The following is a 22,585-nucleotide window of genomic DNA, read 5'->3' on the forward strand; positions in this document are numbered from 1 at the left end:
TATTCAACAACTGTCGGACGCAGACTCGCATTGATTCGCGGAAAAAGAGTGGGTATTTAGTGCAGAATCCGATTCTGGTGGAGCTGGTACCGGTTCAAATCCGGATGGAAAACGCCGCCACGGTCGGCTCGCCCGGACGTGCGCACCGGTATCCCGCTCTGCGCAACGCGTCCGTTGGTGCGGCCATCGGTTCGAAGCAGACCAGATCCTCACCGGGCGGCGCGAAGACCTGCGCCGCCGAATAGCCGTAGTCGAAACGCACCTCCAGTCGACGATCCCCGCCGCAGACCGCGAACACCGCCCCCTCGTCGACCTGATCGTAAGCGTCGTCAAAGGTGTTGGTGCCCAACTGCTGTGCACGTGCCGGCTGCTCGGAGGTGCGGCCAGTCGGCAGGCCGCGCTCGTCGAGCGACAGATGGCGCAGCGCCGGTGTCTCGATCACCCAGTCGGCGCGGTCGGTGCCCGGCAGTTGCAGGTACGGGTGGTAGCCGAAGCACAGCGGCACCGCCAGATCAGCTGTCGCGGTCACGGTGGTGCGCACGGTCAGCGTCCGCTCGGCCAGCCGGACGCTCACGGTGAGCAGGTGCGGGTACGGAAAGCTGGCCAGCAGACGCGGGTCGGCGCCGAAGTCCAATTCGGCGGCCAACTCGTGGGCCGATTCGGCCGTCACTCGCCAGTTCGGGTAAGCGGCCAGCACACCATGGATCGGCAGTCCGGCGGGATCGGCCCGAACACCGTTCACTCCGGGGGTCAGCGTCACGGTCGCACTCTGGGCAGTAAAAGTGTTGGCGCCCAAGCGATTTGCCCACGGATACAGAATCGGGATGCCCATCGTCTTTCCCGAAGTCAGGTAGGCGTCCAGGCCGCGGCGCTGGCCGAGGAGTTCTACCCCGGCGTCCCGCAGTGACGTGCCGATCATCCCCGCCTCCGGCACGAACTCCGCCGTCACCGAAAAGTCCTGCAGCGTGACGACGCGCACCGGGCCAGCTTAGCCTCAGCGGGACAGCGGATCGTGCTGAATACGCTCGGGTGGCGCCCCCTTGGCCACCAGAGCGGCCTTGGTGGCGCTGACCATCGCCGGACCGCCACAGATCAGGATCTGCCGATCGCCCCAGCTGCCGTATCTGGTCACGACATCGGGCAGCCTTCCCGTCTGGCGTACGTGCAGTCCGCGGGGCGGGGACACGTCGGGATAGTCGGCGGCCCAGGACGGATCGCTGTTGTACTCCGACACCGGCGACACCGACAGCCAGGGATTGTGCGCCGCGATCTGCCACAGGGTGCGCAGGTCGTAGAGCTCACACGGGTAGCGAGCGCCGAAGAACAGGTGGACCCGAGGATTCTCGGCGAAGCGGCAGAGGTCCATGATCAGCGCCCGCAGCGGCGCCAGGCCGGTGCTGCCCGCGACCATCAGCACGTCGTCGCCGTCGCGGTCGACGTGCAGGCCGCCATGCGGACTGGACAACCGCCACCGGTCACCGGGCCGCGTCTCGGTCACGACCGCGTTGCTGACCAGGCCGCCCGGTACCACCCGGACGTGGAACTCGACCCCGCCGCCGGGGTCGGCGGGAATCGCCGGGGACAGGTAGCGCCAGCGGCGCGGGCATTGCGGGACGTGCACGTTGACGTACTGTCCGGGGTGGTAATCCAGCGGACGATCCAGGCGCAGCCGAACGACCGCGAGATCCCTCGACACCCGGGTGTGCTCGACCACGGTGCCGTCCCACCAAGCAGGTGCGTCGTCGGAGTCGGCCGCGCCGCTCATCACCCCGGCGAACAGATTCAGTGACTGCTCGGCAGCCGCGGCGACGGCATCGGTCCACGCGTCGGCCAGATGGGTGCGCAACGTCGAGTGCAACGCGCGGCGCAGCGTTTCGTAGTGCGCCGGGCGCACACCGTACTTGCGGTGGTCCCGACCGAGCTGCGCCAGAAAGGCTACCGGCTGGTCGGCGCGCTGGTCGACCAGCTCGCCGTACAGCCAGTGCATCGCATGCGCGAAAGCGGTTCGCTGGCTGTGCATTTCGGGCGGAAATAAGTCACGCACCGACGTGTCGATGGCGAACCAGTGGGTGTAGAAGCGGCGCACGAGATCACTGGGCCGTCCCGGCTCCTGGGCGAAGGCGTCGCGCAGCACCTGCATTGCGTCACGATCCTCGAGGCCCACGGACGCCGATTTTAGGCGTCCGGCTCGGTCGCGCTTGTCGCGTCTTGCTGGCCGGTCCTGGGCACCGGTGCAATTTGCTCCACGGAGACGGACAACACCATCAGAGCTAGCGTCGCCGGATCGGCGGTCGGACGCGACGTCGGTGAGGCTATGCGGGTCCGCCCTTCCCACCCGCGCCGCCGACACCACCGGTGGCCCCGGATGGCCCGGACCCCATAACGCCGCCGCCGCCTTTGCCGCCGGTACCGTCGCCGCCGTCGCCGCCGTCGCCGCCCGTTCCGCCTGCGGTGTTGTAGAAAGTATTGCCTTCGCCGCCGGTACCACCCCTACCGCCGTCGCCGCCAGCACCGCTGGTGCCGCCGCCGGCACCACCCATGCCGCCGTTACCGCCGTCACCGCCATTGCTATCGGGACCGGGGAACCAGCCCTGGCCGCCGGCGCCGCCCTGCCCGCCAGCGCCATTGGAGGCGTTGCCGCCGTTGCCACCGTTGCCGCCGTTGCCGCCGGCTGACTGGCCGGGGACCGGCTGGCCACTAACGGGGTATGACGCGACACCCGCATAGCCGCCATAGCCGCCAGTGCCGCCCCGTCCGCCGGCGGTGATGCCGTCGCCGCCGTTGCCGCCGTTGCCGCCGTTGCCCCCGGCCGCGTGCGTGTAGCTCCGTCCGCCGCTGCCACCCTGGCCACCGGTACCACCGTTGCCGCCGACGACGCCGTAGCCGCCCTTCCCGCCGTCGCCGCCAGCACCCCCGGAGGCGTCGGTATTGCTGATGTTCGAGTTGATGATCGAATCGCCGCCGGACCCACCGGCGCCTCCGTTACCCCCGGCGACGGTCGCGCTGCCCAGTCCGCCAGCACCGCCGGTACCACCCTTACCGCCGGGCCCGTAGTTGCTTTCGCCGCCAGTACCGCCGGTCCCGCCGGTCCCGGCGCGTCCGGCACCGCCGGCCGCTCCCTGTTGTGTGCCGGAGCCGCCTGGTCCTGCGGTACCGGCCGCACCGCCGGTCCCGCCGGTCCCGCCGGTGCCCGGGCCCAACGTAGCTGTTGCCGCGGCACCCGTTCCGCCGGTACCGCCCGTACCGCCCGTACCGGCAGTGCCGCCGTTGCCTCCCTTAGCGCCGACGCCTCCGGCAGTACCTCCTTCGCCGCCTGTGCCGCCGGTCCCACCATTGCCGCCCAGTCCGCCCTGGCCGGCGGTGCCGCCGCCGGCCGGTGTGACGCCTTGCGCACCGGCCCCGCCGGTCCCCCCGGTGCCGCCGGTGCCGCCCTGGCCCCCTTGACCACCGTCGCCGTAGGTTGCGCCGACGCCGCCGGTACCACCCTTACCGCCCGTCCCGCCGACAAACCCATCGCCGCCGGTCGACCCGGCTGTGGCTCCGGCGGTGCCGGTGGCGCCCGTACCGCCCTGGCCGCCTTGGCCCCCGGTCCCACCGGCGCCTGCATTGCCCTGGGTGGATCCCATTCCTCCGGTACCGGTGCCGCCGCCGGTGCCGCCGGTACCGCCGATACCGGGGCCAAGCGTCGAAGTGGCGGCCGCGCCCTGGCCGCCCTGGCCGCCCGTCCCACCGGTGCCGGCGGTGCCGCCGATACCCGTCTTGCCTGCCGCGCCGAGTCCATTACCAGCGGCACCGCCGTCGCCGCCAGTTCCGCCGGTTCCGCCGTCGCCACCTTGACCACCCTGGCCGGCGGTGCCGCCGCCGGCGGGTATGACGCCTTGCGCGCCGCTGCCCCCGAAGCCGCCCATCCCGCCGGTGCCGCCCTGGCCCCCTTGGCCCCCGTCGCCGTTGGTTCCGCCGACGCCGGCAGTGCCACCGGTGCCGCCTTTGCCGCCGTGGCCGCCATCGGCTCCGGTTCCGCCAGTAGCCCCGGAATTAGGCCCACCGTACGTGCCCTGGGTGCCCTGGCCGCCCTGGCCGCCCTGACCCCCCGTACCTCCAGTGCCCGCGTTGCCCATGCTGGCGCCTGCTCCGCCGCTACCGGCATCGCCACCGGTGCCGCCCGTTCCGCCGATGCCGGCGACGGCGGTGTTGGTGCCCGTCGCGCCTTGGCCCCCGGTACCTCCCGTACCGCCGGTACCTGCTGTGCCGCCGTCACCGATGCTGCCCGCCGTGCCCACGCCGTTTCCGGCGGCGCCGCCGTCACCGCCGTCGCCGCCGTTCCCGCCGGTTCCGCCTTGACCACCCTGGCCGCTGCCGCCGCCACTGGGCGGTGTGACGCCTTGCATGCCGTTGCCACCGTGGCCGCCGGTGCCACCGGTTCCACCTTGGCCGCCCTCGCCGCCATTGCCGTTGGTTCCGCCGGCACCCGCGGCACCGCCGGCGCCGCCGTTGCCGCCGTGGCCGCCGTCGTAGCCGGTTCCGCCGGTGCCCGCAGCGGAGGCGGAGTTGATGCCGCTGGCGCCGGTGCCACCGGTGCCGCCGTCGCCGCCGGTTCCGCCGGTACCCGCCGCACCGTCGGTGCCCGCTGCTCCGGCCCCGGTGCCGGCGCTGCCGCCAGCACCTGCCGCACCGCCGTTGCCGCCCCGGCCGCCCGTGCCGCCGTTGCTATCGATGCCCGTGGTGCCGGTGCCGCCCGTGCCGCCAGTTCCGCCGTCGCCGCCGACCCCGCCGTTGCCGTTGGTGCCATGGACGCCAGCTGCGCCGCCTCGACCGCCTTGCCCTCCATTGCCGCCGGCGTAGCCGGTCGCATCGCTGCCGTCGGCCAGGGTTGCTTGCTGGCCGGCGGCTCCGTCGCCGCCTCTGCCGCCTTTGCCACCGGCTCCGCCGTCGCCGCCCTGGGTGCCGCCGTCACCACCCTGCCCGCCTTGGCCGCCGTCGGCGCCGATCCCGTTGACGCCGCCAGCGCCTTTGCCTCCGGCGCCGCCGGCCCCGCCGGTGCCGTAGTTGCCGCCGTTGCCGCCGGTGCCGCCGTTGCCGCCGGTTTGTCCGGGGGTGGTGGCATCCGCGCCGGCGCCGCCGGCGCCGCCGTTGCCGCTGATTGGAGTCGCGCCGGCCGCCCCATTTGCCCCGGTGCTGGAGCCCGCCCCACCGGCACCGCCGGCCCCACCGGTCCCGGAGTTGCCGCCATTTCCGCCGTGCCCGCCTTGGCCGGTGCCGCCGTTGGCGAAAGTACCCATGGCCCCGGCTCCACCGTCGCCGGCCACCCCGCCGGCCCCGCCGACCCCACCCTGGCCGCCGGCCCCCTGCACGCCGGACGCGCCGAATAGGCCGCCAGAACCGCCCGCCCCGCCGTGACCTCCCGTACCCCCGCTGCCGCCGTTGCCGCCGTCACCACCGGTCAGGCCGTCTGCGCCGACCGTCGCCCCGGTGACGCCGCTGCCCCCGGCGCCGCCGGTACCCCCGGTGCCGCCGATGCCGCCGGCCCCACCACTGCCGATCAGGAGCCCCCCCGCGCCGCCGGCACCACCGTTGCCGCCCAGTCCGCCGCCACCACCGATGTGGCCGGATTCACCGGCGGCCACCCCAGAAATACCGAGAGCACCCGTCGCGCCGGTACCACCCATGCCGCCGGCACCACCCGCACCGATCAGCCAGGCGCGCCCGCCGGCCCCGCCGATCCCGCCGGCGCCACCGCTCACCCCGATGCCACCGGCACCGCCTGCGCCGCCGTTGCCGAACAACCACCCACCGCTACCACCGTTGCCGCCGGCAGCTCCCGCGCCGCCGCGGCCGCCGGCGCCGCCGTTGCCGATCAGGCCGGCCGCTCCACCGGCCCCGCCGGTCAGGCCTGCGGTGGTCTGTGAATAACCGGCGCCACCGCTGCCCCAGAGCAGCCCGCCGTCGCCACCATTGGGGTTGGCGGCGGTGCCATTGGCGCCGTTGCCGATCAGTGGCCGGCCCAAGATTGCCTGGGCCGGGGCGTTGAAGATATTCGAAAGTTCCTGCAGGCATGCGGTATTCGCGGACTCAACGCGTGCGTATGCCTGTCCGGCGGCAGTCAGGGATTGAACGAATCGGTCGTGAAAGTTCGCCGCCGCCGCACTGAACAGCTGGTATTCGTTGCCGTGGCTACTGAACAAGGTCGCGATCGCCGCCGACACTTCATCGTCAGCAGCCGCCAGTAATTCGGTGGTACGCAGCGCGGCAGCTGCGTTGGCGGAATCGATCAGCGAACTCAACCGGGTGAGCTCCTGGGATGAACGAAGAACGACATCCGGCACCGCTACCAGCGACATGACGACCCCCTTGCGTGGTGGGCATCCACTACCTTCAACGAAGTGAATCTGTGACTAGAACGCGTATCACAGGGACGCCAGGCATGTGCCCGGAATCGTCTGATGCATAGAAACAGATTCCAAAAACTCTGTCCATGGAGCAAACGATCCACGTAGAGCGCAGGCGTGACGGGAACGGTACGGTGTACAAGCTCGCCCAAATTCTGTTGGTGAACGCACCACGGACACTCCAGGGCATTCCGGCCGTCGCAGCACTACGGACCCAGGCTTTGGTATTGGTGCTCGACCGCGCTGGTCGCCTCTTGTTGGCCGGGCTTGGGCGCGCTTCTGGCGGATGTCAGTGCCGCAGGCATCGGTTCCATGTGCGCCTAACGGCCCCGCGATGACGCCGCCATGAGGTACATGAGGTATCTGTCGCGCCGCAATTCTTTCGAGAATGAAATGACACCGTCAAGCGTGGCGAGAATGGATACCTAAGGCACATCCACTCGGGCCTTTTCAGAATGGCATTCCAACAATTCTTTCAGTGGAGCAAATAAAGTTCCTGTGAATTTCCCATTCGCACCCCGCTAGATAGCTGTGACGACAGGTAATGCGTCTGTGCGGCCCGCCCGGCCGCCATACGATCTGCGCGAAACGGTGCGGTTCCAGGGCCCGGCGTGCCAAGGTGTTCTCGTTAGTCTCCGAAGGGGTTAAGACATGTCATACGTGATCGCGGCACCGGAATTCGTGTCAATGGCCGCCGCCAATCTTTCCGGCATCGGCTCTGCGATCGGGGCCGCGAACGCTGCTGCCCTCGGACCCACCGCAGGTGTGTTGGCCGCCGGCGCCGACGAGGTGTCGGTGGCCATTACGGCGCTATTTGGCGCCCACGCTCAGGCATACCAGGTGCTCAGCGCCCAGGCCGAGGCGTTTCACGCCCAGTTCGTCCAACTGATGACGGCGGGTGCGGGCTCTTACGCCGCCAGTGAGGCGGCCAACGTCGCGCAAATCGTCGGCCAGGATTTGCTGGGTGCGGTGAATGCACCTAGCGAAGCGTTATTTTCACGACCGTTGATCGGTAACGGCGCCGACGGGCTAGCGGGCACAGGTGCTGCCGGCGGCGACGGCGGGTTGCTGATCGGCAACGGCGGCAACGGCGGATCGGGCGCGTCCGGTGGTCCCGGCGGTAACGGTGGTGCTGCGGGCTTGATCGGCAACGGTGGCAACGGCGGTGCCGGGGGGATCGGGGCGTCGAACGGTGGAGCCGGCGGGGCAGGCGGCACCGGTGGTTTGCTGTTCGGCTCCGGTGGTAGCGGCGGTGTCGGGGGCATATCTTCCGGAACCTTTGGTCTCGGGGGAGTCGGCGGGGCCGGTGGCAATGCGGTGCTATTCGGTAATGGCGGAAACGCTGGCTTGAACGGTCCCAACGGGCCCGGTGACATGGGCGCGGCCGCCGGCCGGGCCGGACTACTGATCGGCGACGGCGGCGCCGGTGGCAACGGACAGTCCGGCGCCAACGGTGGCTTTTTATACGGCAATGGTGGTGCCGGGGGCCCCGGCACGCTCGCCGGCGGAGGGCATGGGGGCAATGGTGGATTGATCGGCAACGGTGGTGCCGGTGGCGGCGCCACACCGTCTTTCGACGCCGCGGGCGGTGCCGGCGGCGACGGCGGGCTCCTGATCGGTAACGGCGGGGCCGGCGGAGCCGGCGGCACCGGGCCCCTTGCTGCGGCCGGGGCGGCCGGGGGCAACGGCGGCAATGCGATCGGTTTGTTCGGCAATGGGGGTGCCGGCGGAGCGGGAGGGCAAGGAAGCAGTGGATTTGCCGGAGGGACCGGCGGCACGGGCGGCACCGGCGGATGGCTGTTCGGCAACGGCGGACACGGTGGCGACGCGGGGGCCGGATCTGTACCGGCCGGCGGTGGTAACGGCGGGAGCGGGCGAGGGTTCGGCAACGGCGGTGACGGCGGAAACGGCAGTAGCGGCGGGTCCGGAGGCAACGGCGGCTCAGCAGGATGGTCCGGACGCGGCGGCAATGGCGGCAACGGCGGACCCGGCAACTCGGCCGGCGGCGCGGGTGGTGCCGGCGGGGCCGGCGGCAGCGGCGGAGCCATCTACGGCGACGGCGGCGACGGCGGGATGGGCGGTGCGGCGGCAACCGGGAGTATGGCCGGAGCCGGCGGCGCTGGCGGCAATGGCCGGTTAATCGGCAACGGCGGCCTTGGCGGCGTCGGTGGCTCGAATCGCGGCCTGCTCGGAGGTGCCGGTGGCGCGGGCGGTGACGGCGGCCTTCTGTACGGCAACGGGGGCGCCGGTGGGAACGGGACTTCCGGCGGAGTCGGAGGCGCGGGCGGCAATGCACAAACGTTCGGCAACGGCGGTGACGGGGGCCTGGGGAGCGTCGGCGGGGTGGCCGGCAGGGCCGGCAAGCTGATCGGCAATGGCGGCGCCGGAGGCACCGGCCAGGCCGGTGCCAACGCCGGCCTGTTCTTCGGTAACGGCGGTGCCGGCGGTGCCGGTGCGGCCACGGGCACGGCTGTGGCCGGCGGTAATGGAGGCAACGCGGGTCTGATCGGTGCCGGCGGGGCCGGTGGCGCCGGCGGGGCGGGAGTCGGTGGGAATGGTGGCACCGGCGGCATTCTGATCGGCAACGGCGGGGTCGGAGGCCAGGGAGGCGCGGTGCCCTCGGGTCATGGCTTCGCCGGTGGTGACGGTGGCGCGGGTGGCATATTAGGCAACGGCGGAGCGGGCGGCCGGGGAGGCAATGGCGCCGCCACGGGTCAAAGCGCCGGAGCGGGCGGCAACGGCGGCCGCGGCGGAGTGTTCGGTAATGGTGGTGACGGCGGCGACGCCGGGTCGAGTCGGGGCGGGGCTGTCGTCACGGGCGGCAACGGCGGCAATGCCCAGCTGATCGGCCGCGGTGGTAACGGTGGCAATCCGGCCGGTATCGCGGGCACCGGAGGTCTGTTGTTCGGCGCGAACGGGACGAACGGGTCGTGACTGTCGGACAGGTCGGGGTCGCCCCGGGTTCCACATCCTGCCGGTCGGTGAAATATCCCTGACGACCCAGTCGCAGCTCTTCCACACCTGGTCGGCAGGTGGCGCTGGTCGGTGGGCCGCCTCGAACGCGTGCCGTACAGCTGCGTTTTGGCTCTGTCATTCGGACAAGATCGTCGCTTCTTTTTGGGCAATTCGTGTGCAAATGGTGTGACACTTAGAGGTGCTGCGACGAGAGATCGGATCCAGCCATGTCCTATGTGACTGCTGCTCCCGGGGTGTTGTCGGCGGCGGCGTTGAAGGTGGCGGGTATCGGGTCGTCGGTGAGGGCGGCCGGGGCTGCGGCGGCGTCTTCGACGACCAGTGTGGTGGCGGCGGCCGGCGATGAAGTGTCGGCGGGGATCGCGGCGCTGTTTTCGGATTTCGGCGAACAGTTCGCCGTGGTGAGTGCGCAGACGTCGGCGTTTCAATCGCAGTTCGTGCAGATGTTGTCGGCTGCGGGGGAAGCGTATGCGGGTGCCGAGACGGCCAGTGTGTCGGCTTTGCAGACGTTTGCCGATGACGTGCTGGCGGTGATCAATGCGCCGACGAACGCGTTGTTGGGGCGGCCATTGATCGGGGATGGGCAGGCCGGGGCCAGTGGGGTGCAGGGTCAGGCGGGTCAGGCCGGGGGGATTTTGATCGGCAACGGTGGTGCTGGTGGGAGCAGCACTGGGACGGGGAATGCCGGGGGTGCCGGTGGTGCGGCGGGGTTGTTCGGTACCGGCGGGATGGGTGGTTCCGGGGGCCCAGGCAGTGCGACGGTGGCTGGTGGGGTGGGTGGTCCCGGTGGGACGGGCGGTTGGTTGTACGGCGCGGGTGGTGCTGGCGGTGCCGGCGGCGGCAATGCCTTCGCCAACAGCGTTGCGGGCGCCGGGGGCCCGGGTGGTGCGGCGGGGCTGATCGGCGCCGGCGGAGCCGGTGGACCCGGGGGTTCGGATACGGCGAACTGGGGTCGGGGCGGTGCCGGTGGGGGCGGGGGTCGCGGTGGGTTGTTGTGGGGTGCGGCTGGGGGTACCGGCGCCGCTGGTGTCAGCGGGCCCAACAACGCCGGCGATGTCTATGTCGCCAACTTCCTCGATAACACGGTGACGGTGATCAGCCCGACAGGGCAGGTGCTGACTACCATCCCCGTCGGCGCCTACCCGGAAGCGGTGGCCGTCAGCACCACCGGCGCCAGCATCGGCGACGTCTATGTCAGCAACGCGGGCAGCAACACGGTGTCGGTGATCAGCCCGGCCAACACCGTCGTGGCCACCATTCCCGTCGGCGCTGTGCCGCTGGGAATAGCGGTCAGCCCCGTCGGCGTCACCGCCGGCGAGGTCTACGTCGCCAACGGCGGCGGCACCGCGAACACGGTGTCGGTGATCAGTCCGACCACCAACTCTGTCGTGGCAACCATCCCGGTGGGCACCTATCCGCGCGGGGTGGCGATCAGCGCCGCCGGTGTCACGGCCGGCGACGTCTACGTCGCCAACGCGGACAGCAACACGGTGTCGGTGATCAGCCCCACCACCAACGCTGTCGTGGCCACCATCCCCGTCGGTATCGGACCGACCGGGGTGGCGGTCAGCCAAACCGGCGCCACCATCGGCGATGTCTACGTCACCAACTACGGCGACGTCTCCGGGACGGGCAACAGTACGGTGTCGGTGATCAGCCCCGTCAATACCGTCCTGACCACCATCCCTGTCGGCAACCATCCCTCGGGGCTGGCGATCAGCGCCACCGGCGCCACCGCCGGCGACGTCTACGTCACCAACGTCGGTAGTGGCACGGTTACGGTGATCGGCCCCGCCAACATCCCCGTCAACGAGTTCAGCGCCGGTGCGTACCCGTCCGCGGTGGCGATCAGTCCCGCGGGCAACACCACGGCGGGTGACATCTACGTCGCCAACACCGGCGCCGACACGGTGTCGGTATTCAGCCCCAGCTACGCGCTTCTTGCGACCATCCCGGTCGGCAGCGAACCGGACGGGGTGGTTGTGGCCTGAGCCGCAGTCATCAGCCGCGGCGCGGGGCGGCCTGTCATCCCCGGCGAACGGCGTGAGCCACCTAGCCGACCATCACGCGAGAGCGGTAGTGGATGGTGGAGGCGGGCTCCCGAAAAGTTGATTAGAGTTGAGCGGAATAGGCTCAACCTTGACGCGGTTGCACAACGCGACAAGATTTTTCAATAGCTACTAGAACGGAGGTGTCGTGGACTCTTTCAACCCGACGACCAAGACTCAGGCGGCTCTGACGTCGGCGCTGCAGGCGGCATCGGCCGCGGGCAATCCCGAGATCAGGCCCGCCCATCTGCTGATGGCGCTGCTGACGCAAAACGACGGTATCGCCGTGCCGCTGCTGGAAGCTGTCGGGGTAGAGCCCGCCACCATTCGCACCGAGACCCAGCGTCTGCTGGACCGGCTGCCCCAGATCAGCGGGTCCAGCTCGCAGCCCCAACTGTCCCGCGAGTCGCTGGCGGCCATCACCACCGCACAGCAGCTGGCCACCGAGATGGACGACGAGTTCGTCTCCACCGAGCACCTGATGGTCGGGTTGGCCACCGGTGACTCCGAGGTCGCCAAGCTGCTGACCGGCCACGGTGCATCGCCGCAAGCCCTGCGCGAGGCGTTCGTCAAGGTGCGCGGCTCGGCGCGTGTCACCAGCGCCGACCCCGAGGCCACCTACCAGGCGTTGGAGAAGTACTCCACCGACCTGACGGCCCGCGCCAAAGAAGGCAAGCTCGACCCGGTCATCGGGCGCGACAACGAGATTCGCCGCGTAGTGCAGGTGCTTTCTCGGCGCACCAAGAACAACCCGGTTCTCATCGGCGAGCCCGGCGTCGGCAAGACCGCGATCGTGGAGGGCCTGGCCCAGCGAATCGTGGCCGGCGACGTGCCGGAAAGCCTGCGCGACAAGACCGTCGTGGCCCTCGACTTGGGCTCGATGGTCGCCGGTGCCAAATATCGCGGCGAGTTCGAGGAACGGCTCAAGGCCGTCCTCGACGACATCAAGAACTCCGCCGGGCAGATCATCACGTTCATCGACGAGTTGCACACCATCGTCGGCGCCGGCGCGAGCGGCGAGGGTGCGATGGACGCCGGCAACATGATCAAGCCGATGCTGGCCCGCGGCGAGCTGCGCCTGGTCGGTGCTACCACGCTCGACGAATACCGCAAGTACATCGAGAAGGACGCCGCGCTCGAGCGCCGCTTCCAGCAGGTGTTCGTCGGCGAGCCGTCGGTGGAGGACACCGTCGGCATCCTGCGCGGTCTCAAGGACCGTTACGAGGTGCACCACGGTGTGCGCATCACCGACTCCGCGCTGGTGGCCGCGGCCACCCTGTCGGACCGCTACATCACCGCGCGTTTCCTGCCGGACAAGGCCATCGACCTGGTCGACGAGGCCGCTAGCCGGTTGAAGATGGAGATCGACTCGCGCCCGGTTGAGATCGACGAGGTCGAGCGCCTGGTGCGCCGGCTCGAGATCGAGGAGATGGCGCTTGCCAAAGAATCAGATGACGCATCACGAGACCGCCTCGAGAAGCTGCGCGGCGAACTGGCCGACCAGAAGGAGAAGCTGGCCGAGCTGACCACCAGGTGGCAGAACGAGAAGAACGCCATCGACGTCGTGCGGGAGCTCAAGGAGCAGCTGGAGGCGTTGCGCGGTGAGTCCGAGCGCGCCGAACGCGACGGCGATCTGGCCAAGGCCGCCGAGCTGCGTTACGGCCGCATCCCCGAAGTCGAAAAAAAGCTCGAGGCGGCGGTGCCGCAGGCCGAGGCCCGCGACAATGTGATGCTCAAGGAAGAGGTCGGTCCCGACGACATTGCCGACGTGGTGTCGGCTTGGACCGGCATCCCGGCCGGGCGGCTGCTGGAAGGCGAGACGGCCAAGTTACTGCGCATGGAGGACGAGCTGGGCAAGCGCGTCGTCGGACAGAAGAAGGCCGTGCAGGCCGTGTCCGATGCCGTGCGGCGTTCCAGGGCCGGTGTTGCCGACCCGAATCGGCCAACCGGCTCGTTCCTGTTCCTCGGCCCCACCGGCGTGGGCAAGACGGAGCTGGCAAAAGCGTTGGCGGACTTCTTGTTCGACGACGAACGCGCCATGGTTCGGATCGACATGAGCGAATACGGCGAGAAGCACTCGGTGGCCCGGCTGGTCGGGGCGCCTCCCGGCTACATCGGGTACGACCAGGGCGGTCAGCTGACCGAGGCGGTGCGCCGCCGGCCCTACACGGTGGTGCTGTTCGACGAGGTGGAAAAGGCCCACCCGGACGTGTTCGACGTGCTGCTGCAGGTGCTCGACGAGGGCCGGTTGACCGACGGTCAAGGCCGCACAGTCGACTTCCGCAACACCATCCTGATCCTGACCTCCAACCTGGGATCCGGCGGCACCGAGGAGATGGTGATGGCGGCGGTGCGCTCAGCGTTCAAGCCAGAGTTCATCAACCGCCTCGACGACGTGCTGATCTTCGACGGCCTCAACCCCGAGGAATTGGTGCAAATCGTCGACATCCAGCTGAATCAGCTGGCCAAGCGGCTTGCGCAGCGGCGGCTGCAGCTGGAGGTGTCGCTACCGGCCAAGCAGTGGCTGGCCCACCGTGGCTTCGACCCCGTCTACGGGGCGCGACCGCTGCGCCGGCTGGTGCAGCAGGCGATCGGGGACCAGCTGGCCAAGATGCTGCTGGCGGGCGACGTGCACGACGGAGATGTGGTGCCTGTCAACGTCAGCCCGGACGGCGACTCGCTGGTCCTGGGCTGACCGGGCCGGGACCGGCTTAGCCGGGGTCGCCGACCTCGAATTCCCGAGTCTGGGCGCCCGCGTCGATCACGGCCCGCAGCAGCTGGCGGGCCGCCGGCGTGGCGACTGTTTCGCGCAGCAGCTGGTCCTCGACGCGCAGCCCAGTCGGCAGGTCGGCGGCCGCGGCGTCCACCGCCCGTTTGGCCGCCGCGACGGCGGTCGCCGGGCTGGCCGCGATCCGGCGGGCCAGTCTGTCGACGAAGGGGCGCAGTTCTTCGGCCGGCAGCGCCCGGTTGAGGTAACCCCACTCCTGGGCGGTCTGGGCATCGACGTCCATGCCGCCCAGGATCACTTCGAGGGCCCGCGCCCGGCCCACCAATCGGGGGAGGTGCTGGGTACCGCCCCCACCGGGAATTATTCCTACCGACACCTCCGGATGGCCCAACACCGTCGTGCCCAGCGCGGCGAAGCGCATGTCGAAGCCCATCACAAATTCGCAACCACCGCCGCGGCACACCCCTTCGATGACGGCGATGGTGGCCTTGGGCAGGGTGCGGACCCGTTCGGTCAGGGAGTGGAAAAACGACAGCTCGTCGTGGCGCCCCAGATCGTCAGCCGGCAGTTCTTGGATCAACGCGACGTCGGCGTGGGCGACGAAGATCTGTGGGTCCGCCGAGTCCACGACCAGCACCCGGACCGCGTCGTGGGCGGCGACTTCGTCGACCAGCCTGCCGATTTCGGTGAGCAGCGGCACATCCAGGAGGTTGATCGGAGGGTTGTCGATGGTGGCTCGGCAAATTCCGTCGCCGCTCTTGACGCGTATCAGCCGGTAGCCGGCGTAGCTCATGACCGCGAACCCTACGCTGACGCGCACGGGTCTATTCCCTCCTGTGATTTGGTTGTGACCTGCTCGGATTCTGTGTTCGGTACTCAGAGCAGATAGGCTGTTCGGGATGGTCCCGCTCTGGTTCACGCTCTCCGCACTGTGTTTCGTCGGTGCGGCAGTGTTGCTGTACGTCGATATCGATCGACGTCGTGGCCGCAGCAGGCGCCGCAAGTCATGGGCGAGATCGCATGGCTTCGACTACGAACGCGAATCCACCGACATCCTGCACCGTTGGAAGCGTGGGGTGATTTCGTCGGTGGGTGACGTTCCAGCCCAAAACGTCGTGCTGGGTCAGATCCGCGGCGAAGCGGTCTACATCTTCGACATCGAGGAAGTCGCCACCGTGATCGCCCTGCATCGCAAGGTCGGCACCAACGTCGTCGTGGACCTGCGGCTCAAGGGGCTCAAGGAGCCACGCGAGAGCGACATTTGGCTGCTGGGAGCCATCGGCCCCCGGATGGTGTATTCCACCAACCTGGACGCCGCCCGCCGTGCCTGCGACCGGCGGATGGTCACGTTCGCCCACACCGCGCCGGACTGCGCAGAGATCATGTGGAACGAACAGCATTGGACGCTGGTCGCCATGCCGATCGCCAGCACGCGCGCTCAGTGGGACGAAGGCCTGCGGGCCGTCCGTCAATTCAACGACCTGCTGCGTGTGTTGCCACCACTTCCTGCTGAAGCACCCCAGGAGTCGGGCGAACCGGAGAGCCGCCGGGCTCCCGGCCGGCCGCTGGCCCAGGCTGCGCGCGCGGAGCTGCCGTCGCGGCGCACGCAGGCGGACGCGGCGGCTGGCTTGATCGCTGATTCCGCTCGCCGGGTGGCCGAGCCGGTTCGTCGCGAAGAGGGCCGCTCGGAAGGCGTTCGGCGTCCGCCGCGGACGGAACGCAACGGCCACCAGGCCAGCAACTACCAGCACTAAGCGCACATGCCCCGTCCTGTCGCGCTGATTACTGGGCCCACGTCCGGCATCGGCGGTGGTTACGCCCGCCGTTACGCCCGCGACGGCTACGACCTGGTCCTGGTTGCCCGGGACGTGGAACGGCTGAACGGGCTCGCCGAAGAACTGGAGTCAATGGCGGGCAGCATCGAGATATTGCCCGCCGACCTGGCCGTCGCTGACGACCGGGACAAGGTTGCTGCACGCTTGTCCCAAGGCGTGCGAGTGCTGGTGAACAACGCCGGCCTGGGGACATCCGGAGATTTTTGGACAGCTGAGCCCGCCTTGCTGCAGCGACAACTCGACGTCAACGTGACCGCCGTGATGCAGCTGACCCGGGCTGCGCTGCCGGCCATGCTGGACGCGGGCGCCGGCACCGTCGTCAACATCGCCAGTGTCGCCGGACTGCTACCCGGCAGGGGTTCGACATACTCGGCGTCCAAGGCCTGGGTGATCTCGTTCACCGAGGGACTTGCCAACGGATTGCAGGGCACCGGCGTCGGCGTGCACGTGGTGTGCCCGGGCTACGTGCGCACCGAGTTTCACACCCGCGCCGGCCTCGACATGGCTGAGGTGCCGTCATTCATGTGGCTCGAAGTGGACGACGTGGTACGGGAGAGTCTGGCCGACGTCGCGCACGGCAAGGTGATCAGCATTCCGGGCACGCAGTACAAGTACCTAGTCGCCACCGGGCGCGTCGTCCCGCGAAAGTTGTTGCGGGCCTTCACAAAAAGATATGGGAGCGGCAGTGGCCGGACCTGAGTTGCAATCCAGCGAACGTGCCGAGCTGGCCGACCTGGTGCGCCGTCTGTCGGTGGTGCACGGTCGTGTCACGCTGTCGTCGGGCAAGGAGGCCGACTATTACGTCGACCTGCGCCGTGCCACCCTGCACCACCGGGCGTCCGCGCTGATCGGTCGCCTGATGCGGGAATTGACCAACGATTGGGACTATGCGGTCGTGGGCGGTCTGACACTGGGGGCCGATCCGGTTGCGACGGCGATCATGCACGCTGCCGGTCGCCCGATCGACGCGTTCGTGGTTCGGAAGTCAGCGAAAGCCCATGGCCTGCAACGGCTTATCGAGGGATCCGAGGTGAGCGGCCGGCGGGTGCTGGTGGTCGAAGACACCGGCACCACCGGCAATTCGGCGCTGACGGCCGTACGTGCCGTCCAGGACGCCGGCGGCGAGGTCGTCGGCGTCGCAACCGTGGTCGATCGCGCAACCGGCGCCGCGCAGGCCATCGAAGCCGAGGGGCTGCCGTACCGCAGCGTGCTCGGCCTGGCCGACTTGGGGCTGGGCTAGGTCGCCGCCGTGCGCGTTCTCCTGGTGTTGGCCGTTGTCCTGGCCTGCCTGCTCGGATGCTCGAGCCCGGGTCATCGCGACGACGTCTACGGAGCGCCCAACGCGCATATCGGCGAATCGTTGGCGGTACTGGGCTGGAATGTGGCGGTGTCCAATCTGCGCTGGTCGGATGACTACGTGCTAGTCGATGTCGACGCCTCGCCCACCGACCTCAAGGCGCCGCACGCCAAGGCCGAGGACATCCGCTTCGGCCTGTACGGCGCACTGTCGCATCCGATGGAGGCGACGGGCCTGGGCAGCTGCGACGAGGCGATCACCACGGTGCACGACATCGGCTCGCCCTTGACGGCGCCGCCAAACCGGCTGACCGGCACCGTGTGCTTGGGCCCGCTCAAAGACCGCAGTGCGGTGCGGGGCGTCTACGCCTATTCGCCGCACGACCGCATCCCGGGCACCGTGGCCGCGTACCCGGCGGCGTTCCCGGTGGGGCTGCTGCCAACCCCGGAAGCCGACACCGGACTGGTGGTGCAGAGCACCAGCGTGTCGGCCTGGCGGGCGGACGGCACGCCGGTGACCAAGGCCCAGCTAGGTGACCCGGCGGCGTTCAACGGCAACGGCTACATGCTGCTGGGTCTGCAGGCCGGCGCGGTGGCGGGTCGCTACCACGACGACTCCGACAAGCGCGGCGGCCCCATGATGCTGGTCGCCACTCCGACCCTGCCCGGCAAGGGGCTCAGCCCGGCGTGCGCCACCTATGGCTCCACGGTGCTGGTGCTGCCCGATATGTCGCGGGACGCTGTGCAGGTCAACGCTTCGCTGTGCACCCAAGGCGAGATCAATCAGGCGCTGCTGTTCGCGACGGTGACGATCGTGGGCGTCCACGCCGCGGTGTGGACCGCCAAGTGACGCAGGCCGAACCCGGGCCCACCGAATGGGGCACGCCGCCGCCTGGTGTCGGCCCCTGGGTAGGGGATCCGCCCGACGATCCCCGCTACGACCCAGATCTGTTGCGCGACGGCGATTCTCGCAATGTCGTCGACGCCTACCGGTACTGGACCCGAGAGGCGATCATCGCCGACATCGACCGCCGGCGCCATAGGTTGCACATCGCGATCGAGAATTTCGGTCACGACGCCAACATCGGCTCGGTGGTGCGCACCGCAAACGCGTTTGCCGTGGACACCGTGCACATCGTGGGCAGGCGCCGGTGGAACCGCCGCGGTGCCATGGTGACCGACCGTTACCAGCGGTTGTGCCACCACGACAGCACCGCCGAATTGATGGAGTTCGCGACCGATGCGGGCCTGACGGTGGTCGCGGTGGACAACGTGCCCGGCGCGGCCCGGCTGGAAGAGACGGCGCTGCCGCGGGACTGTCTGCTGGTGTTCGGCCAGGAAGGACCCGGCATCAGCGATGACACCCGTGGGGGTGCGGCGATCACGGTGTCGATCGCGCAGTTCGGTTCGACTCGCAGCGTCAATGCCGGTGTGGCCGCGGGGATTGCGATGCACACCTGGATCCGGCAGCACGCCGACCTGACCCAGGCCTGGTGACGGCCTACCTGGCCATTGTGCGGTTAGGGCAGGATCGCAGGTATGGATCAGGTCTGGGCAAACCGGGCGGCTAGCTCCGAGGCCGCCGTCACGCAACGCAATCTCCGAAAGCTCTGGGGATTGCCCGGCACCCAGCTCGGCGTGGTGGCCTGGCCTTCGGAGCGCCGGGACCGGTTGTTCGCTGGGTGGCATTACTGGTGGCAGGCACATCTGCTGGATTGCTTGATCGACGCGCAGCTGCGCGACCCGCAACCGGAGCGGCGCACGCGAATCAAGCGCCAGATCCGGTCGCACCGGTTGCGCAACGTCATGCGCTGGACGAACAGTTACTACGACGACATGGCGTGGCTGGCGCTGGCTTTGGAGCGGGCCGCGATGTACGTCGGCATCGAGCGCCGCGGGGCGCTGGCCAAGCTCGCCGACGAATTCGTCGACGGCTGGGCACCGGACGCCGGCGGCGGCATCCCGTGGCGCAAGCAGGACCAGTTCTTCAACGCCCCGGCCAATGGTCCGGCGGGGATCTTTCTGGCCCGCTACCCGGGCCGATTGCGGCTGGCCCAGCAGGTCGCTGACTGGATCGACGAAACGCTGATCGACCCCGACAACCACCTGGTGTTCGACGGCATCCGAGATGGTTCGCTGGTCCGCCCGCAGTACACGTACTGCCAGGGTGTGGTGCTAGGGCTGGAAACTGAGCTGGCCAAGCGCACTCACGACGGCCGGCACGCACCCCGAGTGCATCGCCTGGTGGCTGCCGTCGACAAGGAGATGGCCCCGGGCGGGGTGCTCAAGAGCGGCGGCGGCGGCGACGGCGGGTTGTTCCCGGGAGTCACGGTGCGCTACTTGGCGCTGGTCGCCACGGACCTGCCGGGGGATTCCGCCGCGGACGTTGCGGCCCGGCAAACCGCCGCCAAGATCGTGCTGACGTCGGCTAAGTCGGCGTGGGAGAACCGCCAGACTGTGGACGGCCTACCGGTGTTTGGCGCGTTCTGGGATCGCGACGCTGAACTGCCCACCGCCGGCGGTCAGCAGGCGCAGTTCGTGGCTGGCGCGGTGAACAGCTCGGAGGTTCCCGAGCGGGATCTGTCGGTGCAGTTGTCGGGCTGGATGCTGATGGAGGCCGCGCACAACGTCGCGTCAGTCGGGCAGCGGTAGCGGGTCGGGCTCGGCTTTGGGTGCCCGTCGGCGTGACCGGTAGCCGCGCCACGCGGCGATGAACGCCGGGATCATCGACACGAACAAGATGCCCAGGATGATCTTTTCCAGGTTCTGGTGCACGAATGGCACGTTGCCCAGGAAATATCCGGCGACCGTCACGCCGCCGCCCCACAGCACACCGCCGACGATGTCGAAGGCCAAATACGTCGGATAGCGCATGTAGGAGACGCCCGCCACCACCGGGGTGAAGGTCCGGACGAACGGCATGAAGCGGGCCAGGATGATTGCCCACGGGCCGTACTTTTCGAAGAACGCGTGTGACTCGGTCACGTAGTGCTGTTTGAAGAACCGCGAATCTTCGCGCTTGAACAGCGCGGGCCCGATGCGCCGGCCGATGAAATAGCCGGTCTGGTCACCCAGGATGGCCACCAGCGCGACCGACGGCGCCAGCACCCAGATGTCTAGGGTGCCCTTGGCTGCGAGCAGCCCACCGGTGAATAACAGCGACTCGCCCGGCAGCAGCGGGAACAGCAGACCGGTCTCGACAAAAACGATAACCAGGATCGTCGGCAGCACCGCTGAGGCGAACAGACCCTCGGGGCCGATCCAAAACATCGGGTCGAGGATGCCCCCCGACGCCACCAGAGTGGTGCTCATGGTGCTTCAACATACCGGCGTTGCAATACTGAGTGGACCAGTCTTCGAGGAGGAACCCTTCATGCCCATCGCAACGCCCGAGATTTACGCCGAGATGCTGGGACGCGCCAAGGAGAACGCGTACGCGTTCCCGGCCATCAACTGCACGTCCTCGGAGACCATCAACGCGGCCGTCAAAGGCTTCGCCGACGCCGGCAGTGACGGCATCATTCAGTTCTCGACGGGTGGAGCGGAATTCGGTTCCGGACTGGGCGTCAAGGACATGGTGACGGGCGCGGTGGCACTGGCCGAGTTCACCCACATCGTCGCGGCCAAGTATCCGATCAACGTCGCACTGCACACCGACCACTGTCCGAAGGACAAGCTGGATACCTACGTGCGGCCGCTGCTGGCCATCTCCGCCGAGCGAGTCGGCAAGGGCCAGAACCCGCTGTTCCAGTCGCACATGTGGGACGGCTCGGCGGTGCCGATCGACGAGAACCTGGAGATCGCGCAGGAACTGCTCAAGCAGGCGGCGGCCGCCAAGATCATCCTCGAGATCGAGATCGGCGTCGTCGGCGGCGAGGAAGACGGCGTCGCCAACGAGATCAACGACAAGCTCTACACCACTCCCGAAGACTTCGAGAAGACCATTGAGGCGCTCGGGCACGGCGAGCACGGCCACTACCTGTTGGCTGCCACGTTCGGAAATGTGCACGGCGTGTACAAGCCGGGCAACGTCAAGCTGCGCCCGGACATCCTGGCCCAGGGTCAGAAGGTGGCCGCGGCCAAGCTGGGGTTGTCCGGTGACGCCAAGCCGTTCGACTTTGTCTTCCACGGTGGCTCGGGCTCGGAGAAGTCGGAGATCGAGGAGGCGCTGCGGTACGGCGTGGTGAAGATGAACGTGGACACCGACACCCAGTACGCGTTCACCCGCCCGATCGTGGGCCATATGTTCACCAACTACGACGGCGTGCTCAAGGTCGACGGCGACGTGGGGTCAAAGAAGGTCTACGACCCGCGTAGCTATCTCAAAAAGGCCGAGGCCGGGATGACCGAGCGGGTGATCGAAGCCTGCAACGACCTGCACTGCGCCGGCAAGTCGCTGGCCGGCTAGCTAGCGCGAGCAGACGTAAAAGCCCCCATTTCGGTACGAAATTGGGGGCTTTTACGTCTGCTCGCGCAACTTATCTGGACTGGCAGATTTTCCACTGATCGTCGCGGAACTGAAGGTCTAGGCTGCGCGTCGAGCGGACCTGCGGGTCGTAGGCCATGAACGTGGTGACGTTGGCTTCGGCGTGCTCGCCGTTGACGACAACCTGGTCGATGCTGGCGATCATCGGATACTGCTTGGCCGCCGAGACCCGGCGGTACGTCTCAGCCCAGGCTTTCTCGTCGTAATCCACATAGCCGTCACGAGTGGTGCCGCAGGTGATGCTGCGCAGTGCGGTCAGGTCACCCCGCTGAATTGCCACGTCGAAGCTCTGGATGGTCTGCCTGACCTGGTCTTCCTGTGACGCCTTCTCGTGCTTGCTGCGGGTCAGCAGCACGGTCCCGAAGATAGCGATGGCCGCCAGCGCCAGCACGATCACCACGATGGCCAGCACCCATCCCCAGTTGCGATTCTTCAACGACTGGGTTCGACTTCCTGCACCGCGCGCCGGAATCGACTGGGGCACAGCAGTTTTCGGAGGAAGCGGCGGGGGTGGCGGCACGGGCGGGGCGGTCGGCCCAGCGGTCGGCGCGCGACGCGTCTCGAAGATCTCAGTCGGCGCCTCGGTGGCGGTGGCGAACACCTGGGTCTCTTTTTCGTCGAAGCCCGGTGCGGTGAAACGGCGCTCGGGCTGCCCGTCGGGGACGGGAGCCTCCGAACTCTCCTCCGGTTGCCGCTTGGCGAGTGCGACGGTCTCTGTTTCGGCGTCGCCAGGGTTGCGCTGCGGGTCTGGTTTGCCGCTGGAACCTGTGCCGCCGCGATCTGGCTCGGGTGCGTTGGGCATGAAAGGAGCTTAGCGACCCAACCAGCGGATG

The 22,585-nt window shown here is 68.9% G+C and carries 16 protein-coding genes; 10 read left to right on the forward strand and 6 right to left on the reverse strand.

Annotated features, from left to right (window positions below):
- Window positions 1–94 precede the first annotated feature (94 nt).
- The 3 genes from H0P51_RS03425 to H0P51_RS28835 form a co-directional block, all read right to left on the reverse strand.
- Window positions 95–979, reverse strand: coding sequence for an aldose 1-epimerase (locus tag H0P51_RS03425; RefSeq protein ID WP_180916649.1), 885 nt, complete (start codon window positions 977–979; stop codon window positions 95–97).
- A gap of 15 nt (window positions 980–994) precedes the next feature.
- Window positions 995–2,164, reverse strand: a complete 1,170-nt coding sequence (locus H0P51_RS03430; protein WP_180916650.1) for an FAD-binding oxidoreductase — start codon at window positions 2,162–2,164, stop codon at window positions 995–997.
- 148 nt (window positions 2,165–2,312) lie between these two features.
- Window positions 2,313–6,338: a PE family protein gene (locus H0P51_RS28835; protein WP_180916651.1), complete on the reverse strand. Its 4,026-nt coding sequence runs from the start codon at window positions 6,336–6,338 to the stop codon at window positions 2,313–2,315.
- 699 nt (window positions 6,339–7,037) lie between these two features.
- On the opposite strand from H0P51_RS28835, the gene H0P51_RS03440 reads away from it, so the two are divergent.
- From H0P51_RS03440 to clpB, 3 genes are all read left to right on the forward strand, one after another.
- A complete protein-coding gene (locus tag H0P51_RS03440; protein ID WP_180916652.1) occupies window positions 7,038–9,320 on the forward strand; it encodes a PE family protein in 2,283 nt (760 codons plus the stop codon).
- Between the two features lie 248 nt (window positions 9,321–9,568).
- A complete protein-coding gene (locus tag H0P51_RS03445; protein WP_180916653.1) occupies window positions 9,569–11,350 on the forward strand; it encodes a PE domain-containing protein in 1,782 nt (593 codons plus the stop codon).
- A 205-nt stretch (window positions 11,351–11,555) separates the two neighbouring features.
- Window positions 11,556–14,102 (forward strand): ATP-dependent chaperone ClpB, encoded by a 2,547-nt coding sequence (gene clpB, locus H0P51_RS03450; RefSeq protein ID WP_180916654.1) that lies wholly within the window; start codon window positions 11,556–11,558, stop codon window positions 14,100–14,102.
- A gap of 16 nt (window positions 14,103–14,118) precedes the next feature.
- On the opposite strand, the gene H0P51_RS03455 is transcribed toward clpB, so the two are convergent.
- Window positions 14,119–14,955 (reverse strand): enoyl-CoA hydratase/isomerase family protein, encoded by an 837-nt coding sequence (locus H0P51_RS03455; protein WP_246398373.1) that lies wholly within the window; start codon window positions 14,953–14,955, stop codon window positions 14,119–14,121.
- A 79-nt stretch (window positions 14,956–15,034) separates the two neighbouring features.
- Between H0P51_RS03455 and ttfA the strand changes: the two genes are divergently transcribed.
- The 6 genes from ttfA to H0P51_RS03485 are packed head-to-tail and all read left to right on the forward strand — an operon-like array spanning window position 15,035 to window position 19,918.
- Window positions 15,035–15,889 carry a trehalose monomycolate transport factor TtfA gene (gene ttfA / locus H0P51_RS03460; RefSeq protein WP_180916655.1) on the forward strand — a complete coding sequence of 285 codons (855 nt, stop codon included), beginning with the start codon at window positions 15,035–15,037 and terminating at the stop codon, window positions 15,887–15,889.
- A 6-nt stretch (window positions 15,890–15,895) separates the two neighbouring features.
- Window positions 15,896–16,669, forward strand: a complete 774-nt coding sequence (locus H0P51_RS03465; protein ID WP_180916656.1) for an SDR family NAD(P)-dependent oxidoreductase — start codon at window positions 15,896–15,898, stop codon at window positions 16,667–16,669.
- On the forward strand, window positions 16,644–17,210 hold the full coding sequence (gene pyrE / locus H0P51_RS03470) for an orotate phosphoribosyltransferase (RefSeq protein WP_180916657.1): 567 nt from the start codon (window positions 16,644–16,646) through the stop codon (window positions 17,208–17,210). Before H0P51_RS03465 ends, pyrE begins: the two co-directional genes overlap by 26 nt.
- Window positions 17,211–17,219: 9 nt before the next feature.
- Complete coding sequence (locus H0P51_RS03475; RefSeq protein WP_180916658.1) at window positions 17,220–18,116, forward strand: hypothetical protein; 897 nt, start codon at window positions 17,220–17,222, stop codon at window positions 18,114–18,116.
- Window positions 18,113–18,763, forward strand: coding sequence for a TrmH family RNA methyltransferase (locus tag H0P51_RS03480; RefSeq protein WP_180916659.1), 651 nt, complete (start codon window positions 18,113–18,115; stop codon window positions 18,761–18,763). The genes H0P51_RS03475 and H0P51_RS03480 overlap by 4 nt, the downstream gene beginning before the upstream one ends.
- 42 nt (window positions 18,764–18,805) lie before the next feature.
- Window positions 18,806–19,918, forward strand: coding sequence for a glycoside hydrolase family 76 protein (locus H0P51_RS03485; protein WP_180916660.1), 1,113 nt, complete (start codon window positions 18,806–18,808; stop codon window positions 19,916–19,918).
- On the opposite strand, the gene H0P51_RS03490 is transcribed toward H0P51_RS03485, so the two are convergent.
- Window positions 19,901–20,578, reverse strand: a complete 678-nt coding sequence (locus H0P51_RS03490) for a DedA family protein (RefSeq protein ID WP_180916661.1) — start codon at window positions 20,576–20,578, stop codon at window positions 19,901–19,903. The genes H0P51_RS03485 and H0P51_RS03490 overlap by 18 nt on opposite strands.
- Before the next feature lie 61 nt (window positions 20,579–20,639).
- On the opposite strand from H0P51_RS03490, the gene fbaA reads away from it, so the two are divergent.
- Window positions 20,640–21,674 carry a class II fructose-bisphosphate aldolase gene (gene fbaA, locus H0P51_RS03495; RefSeq protein WP_180916662.1) on the forward strand — a complete coding sequence of 345 codons (1,035 nt, stop codon included), beginning with the start codon at window positions 20,640–20,642 and terminating at the stop codon, window positions 21,672–21,674.
- Window positions 21,675–21,744: 70 nt separating this feature from the next.
- Here fbaA and H0P51_RS03500 read toward each other — a convergent pair whose 3' ends face one another.
- Complete coding sequence (locus H0P51_RS03500) at window positions 21,745–22,554, reverse strand: Rv0361 family membrane protein (RefSeq protein WP_180916663.1); 810 nt, start codon at window positions 22,552–22,554, stop codon at window positions 21,745–21,747.
- Window positions 22,555–22,585 lie beyond the last annotated feature (31 nt).

The organism is Mycobacterium vicinigordonae (genome assembly GCF_013466425.1).
GTDB classification, from domain to species: domain Bacteria; phylum Actinomycetota; class Actinomycetes; order Mycobacteriales; family Mycobacteriaceae; genus Mycobacterium; species Mycobacterium vicinigordonae.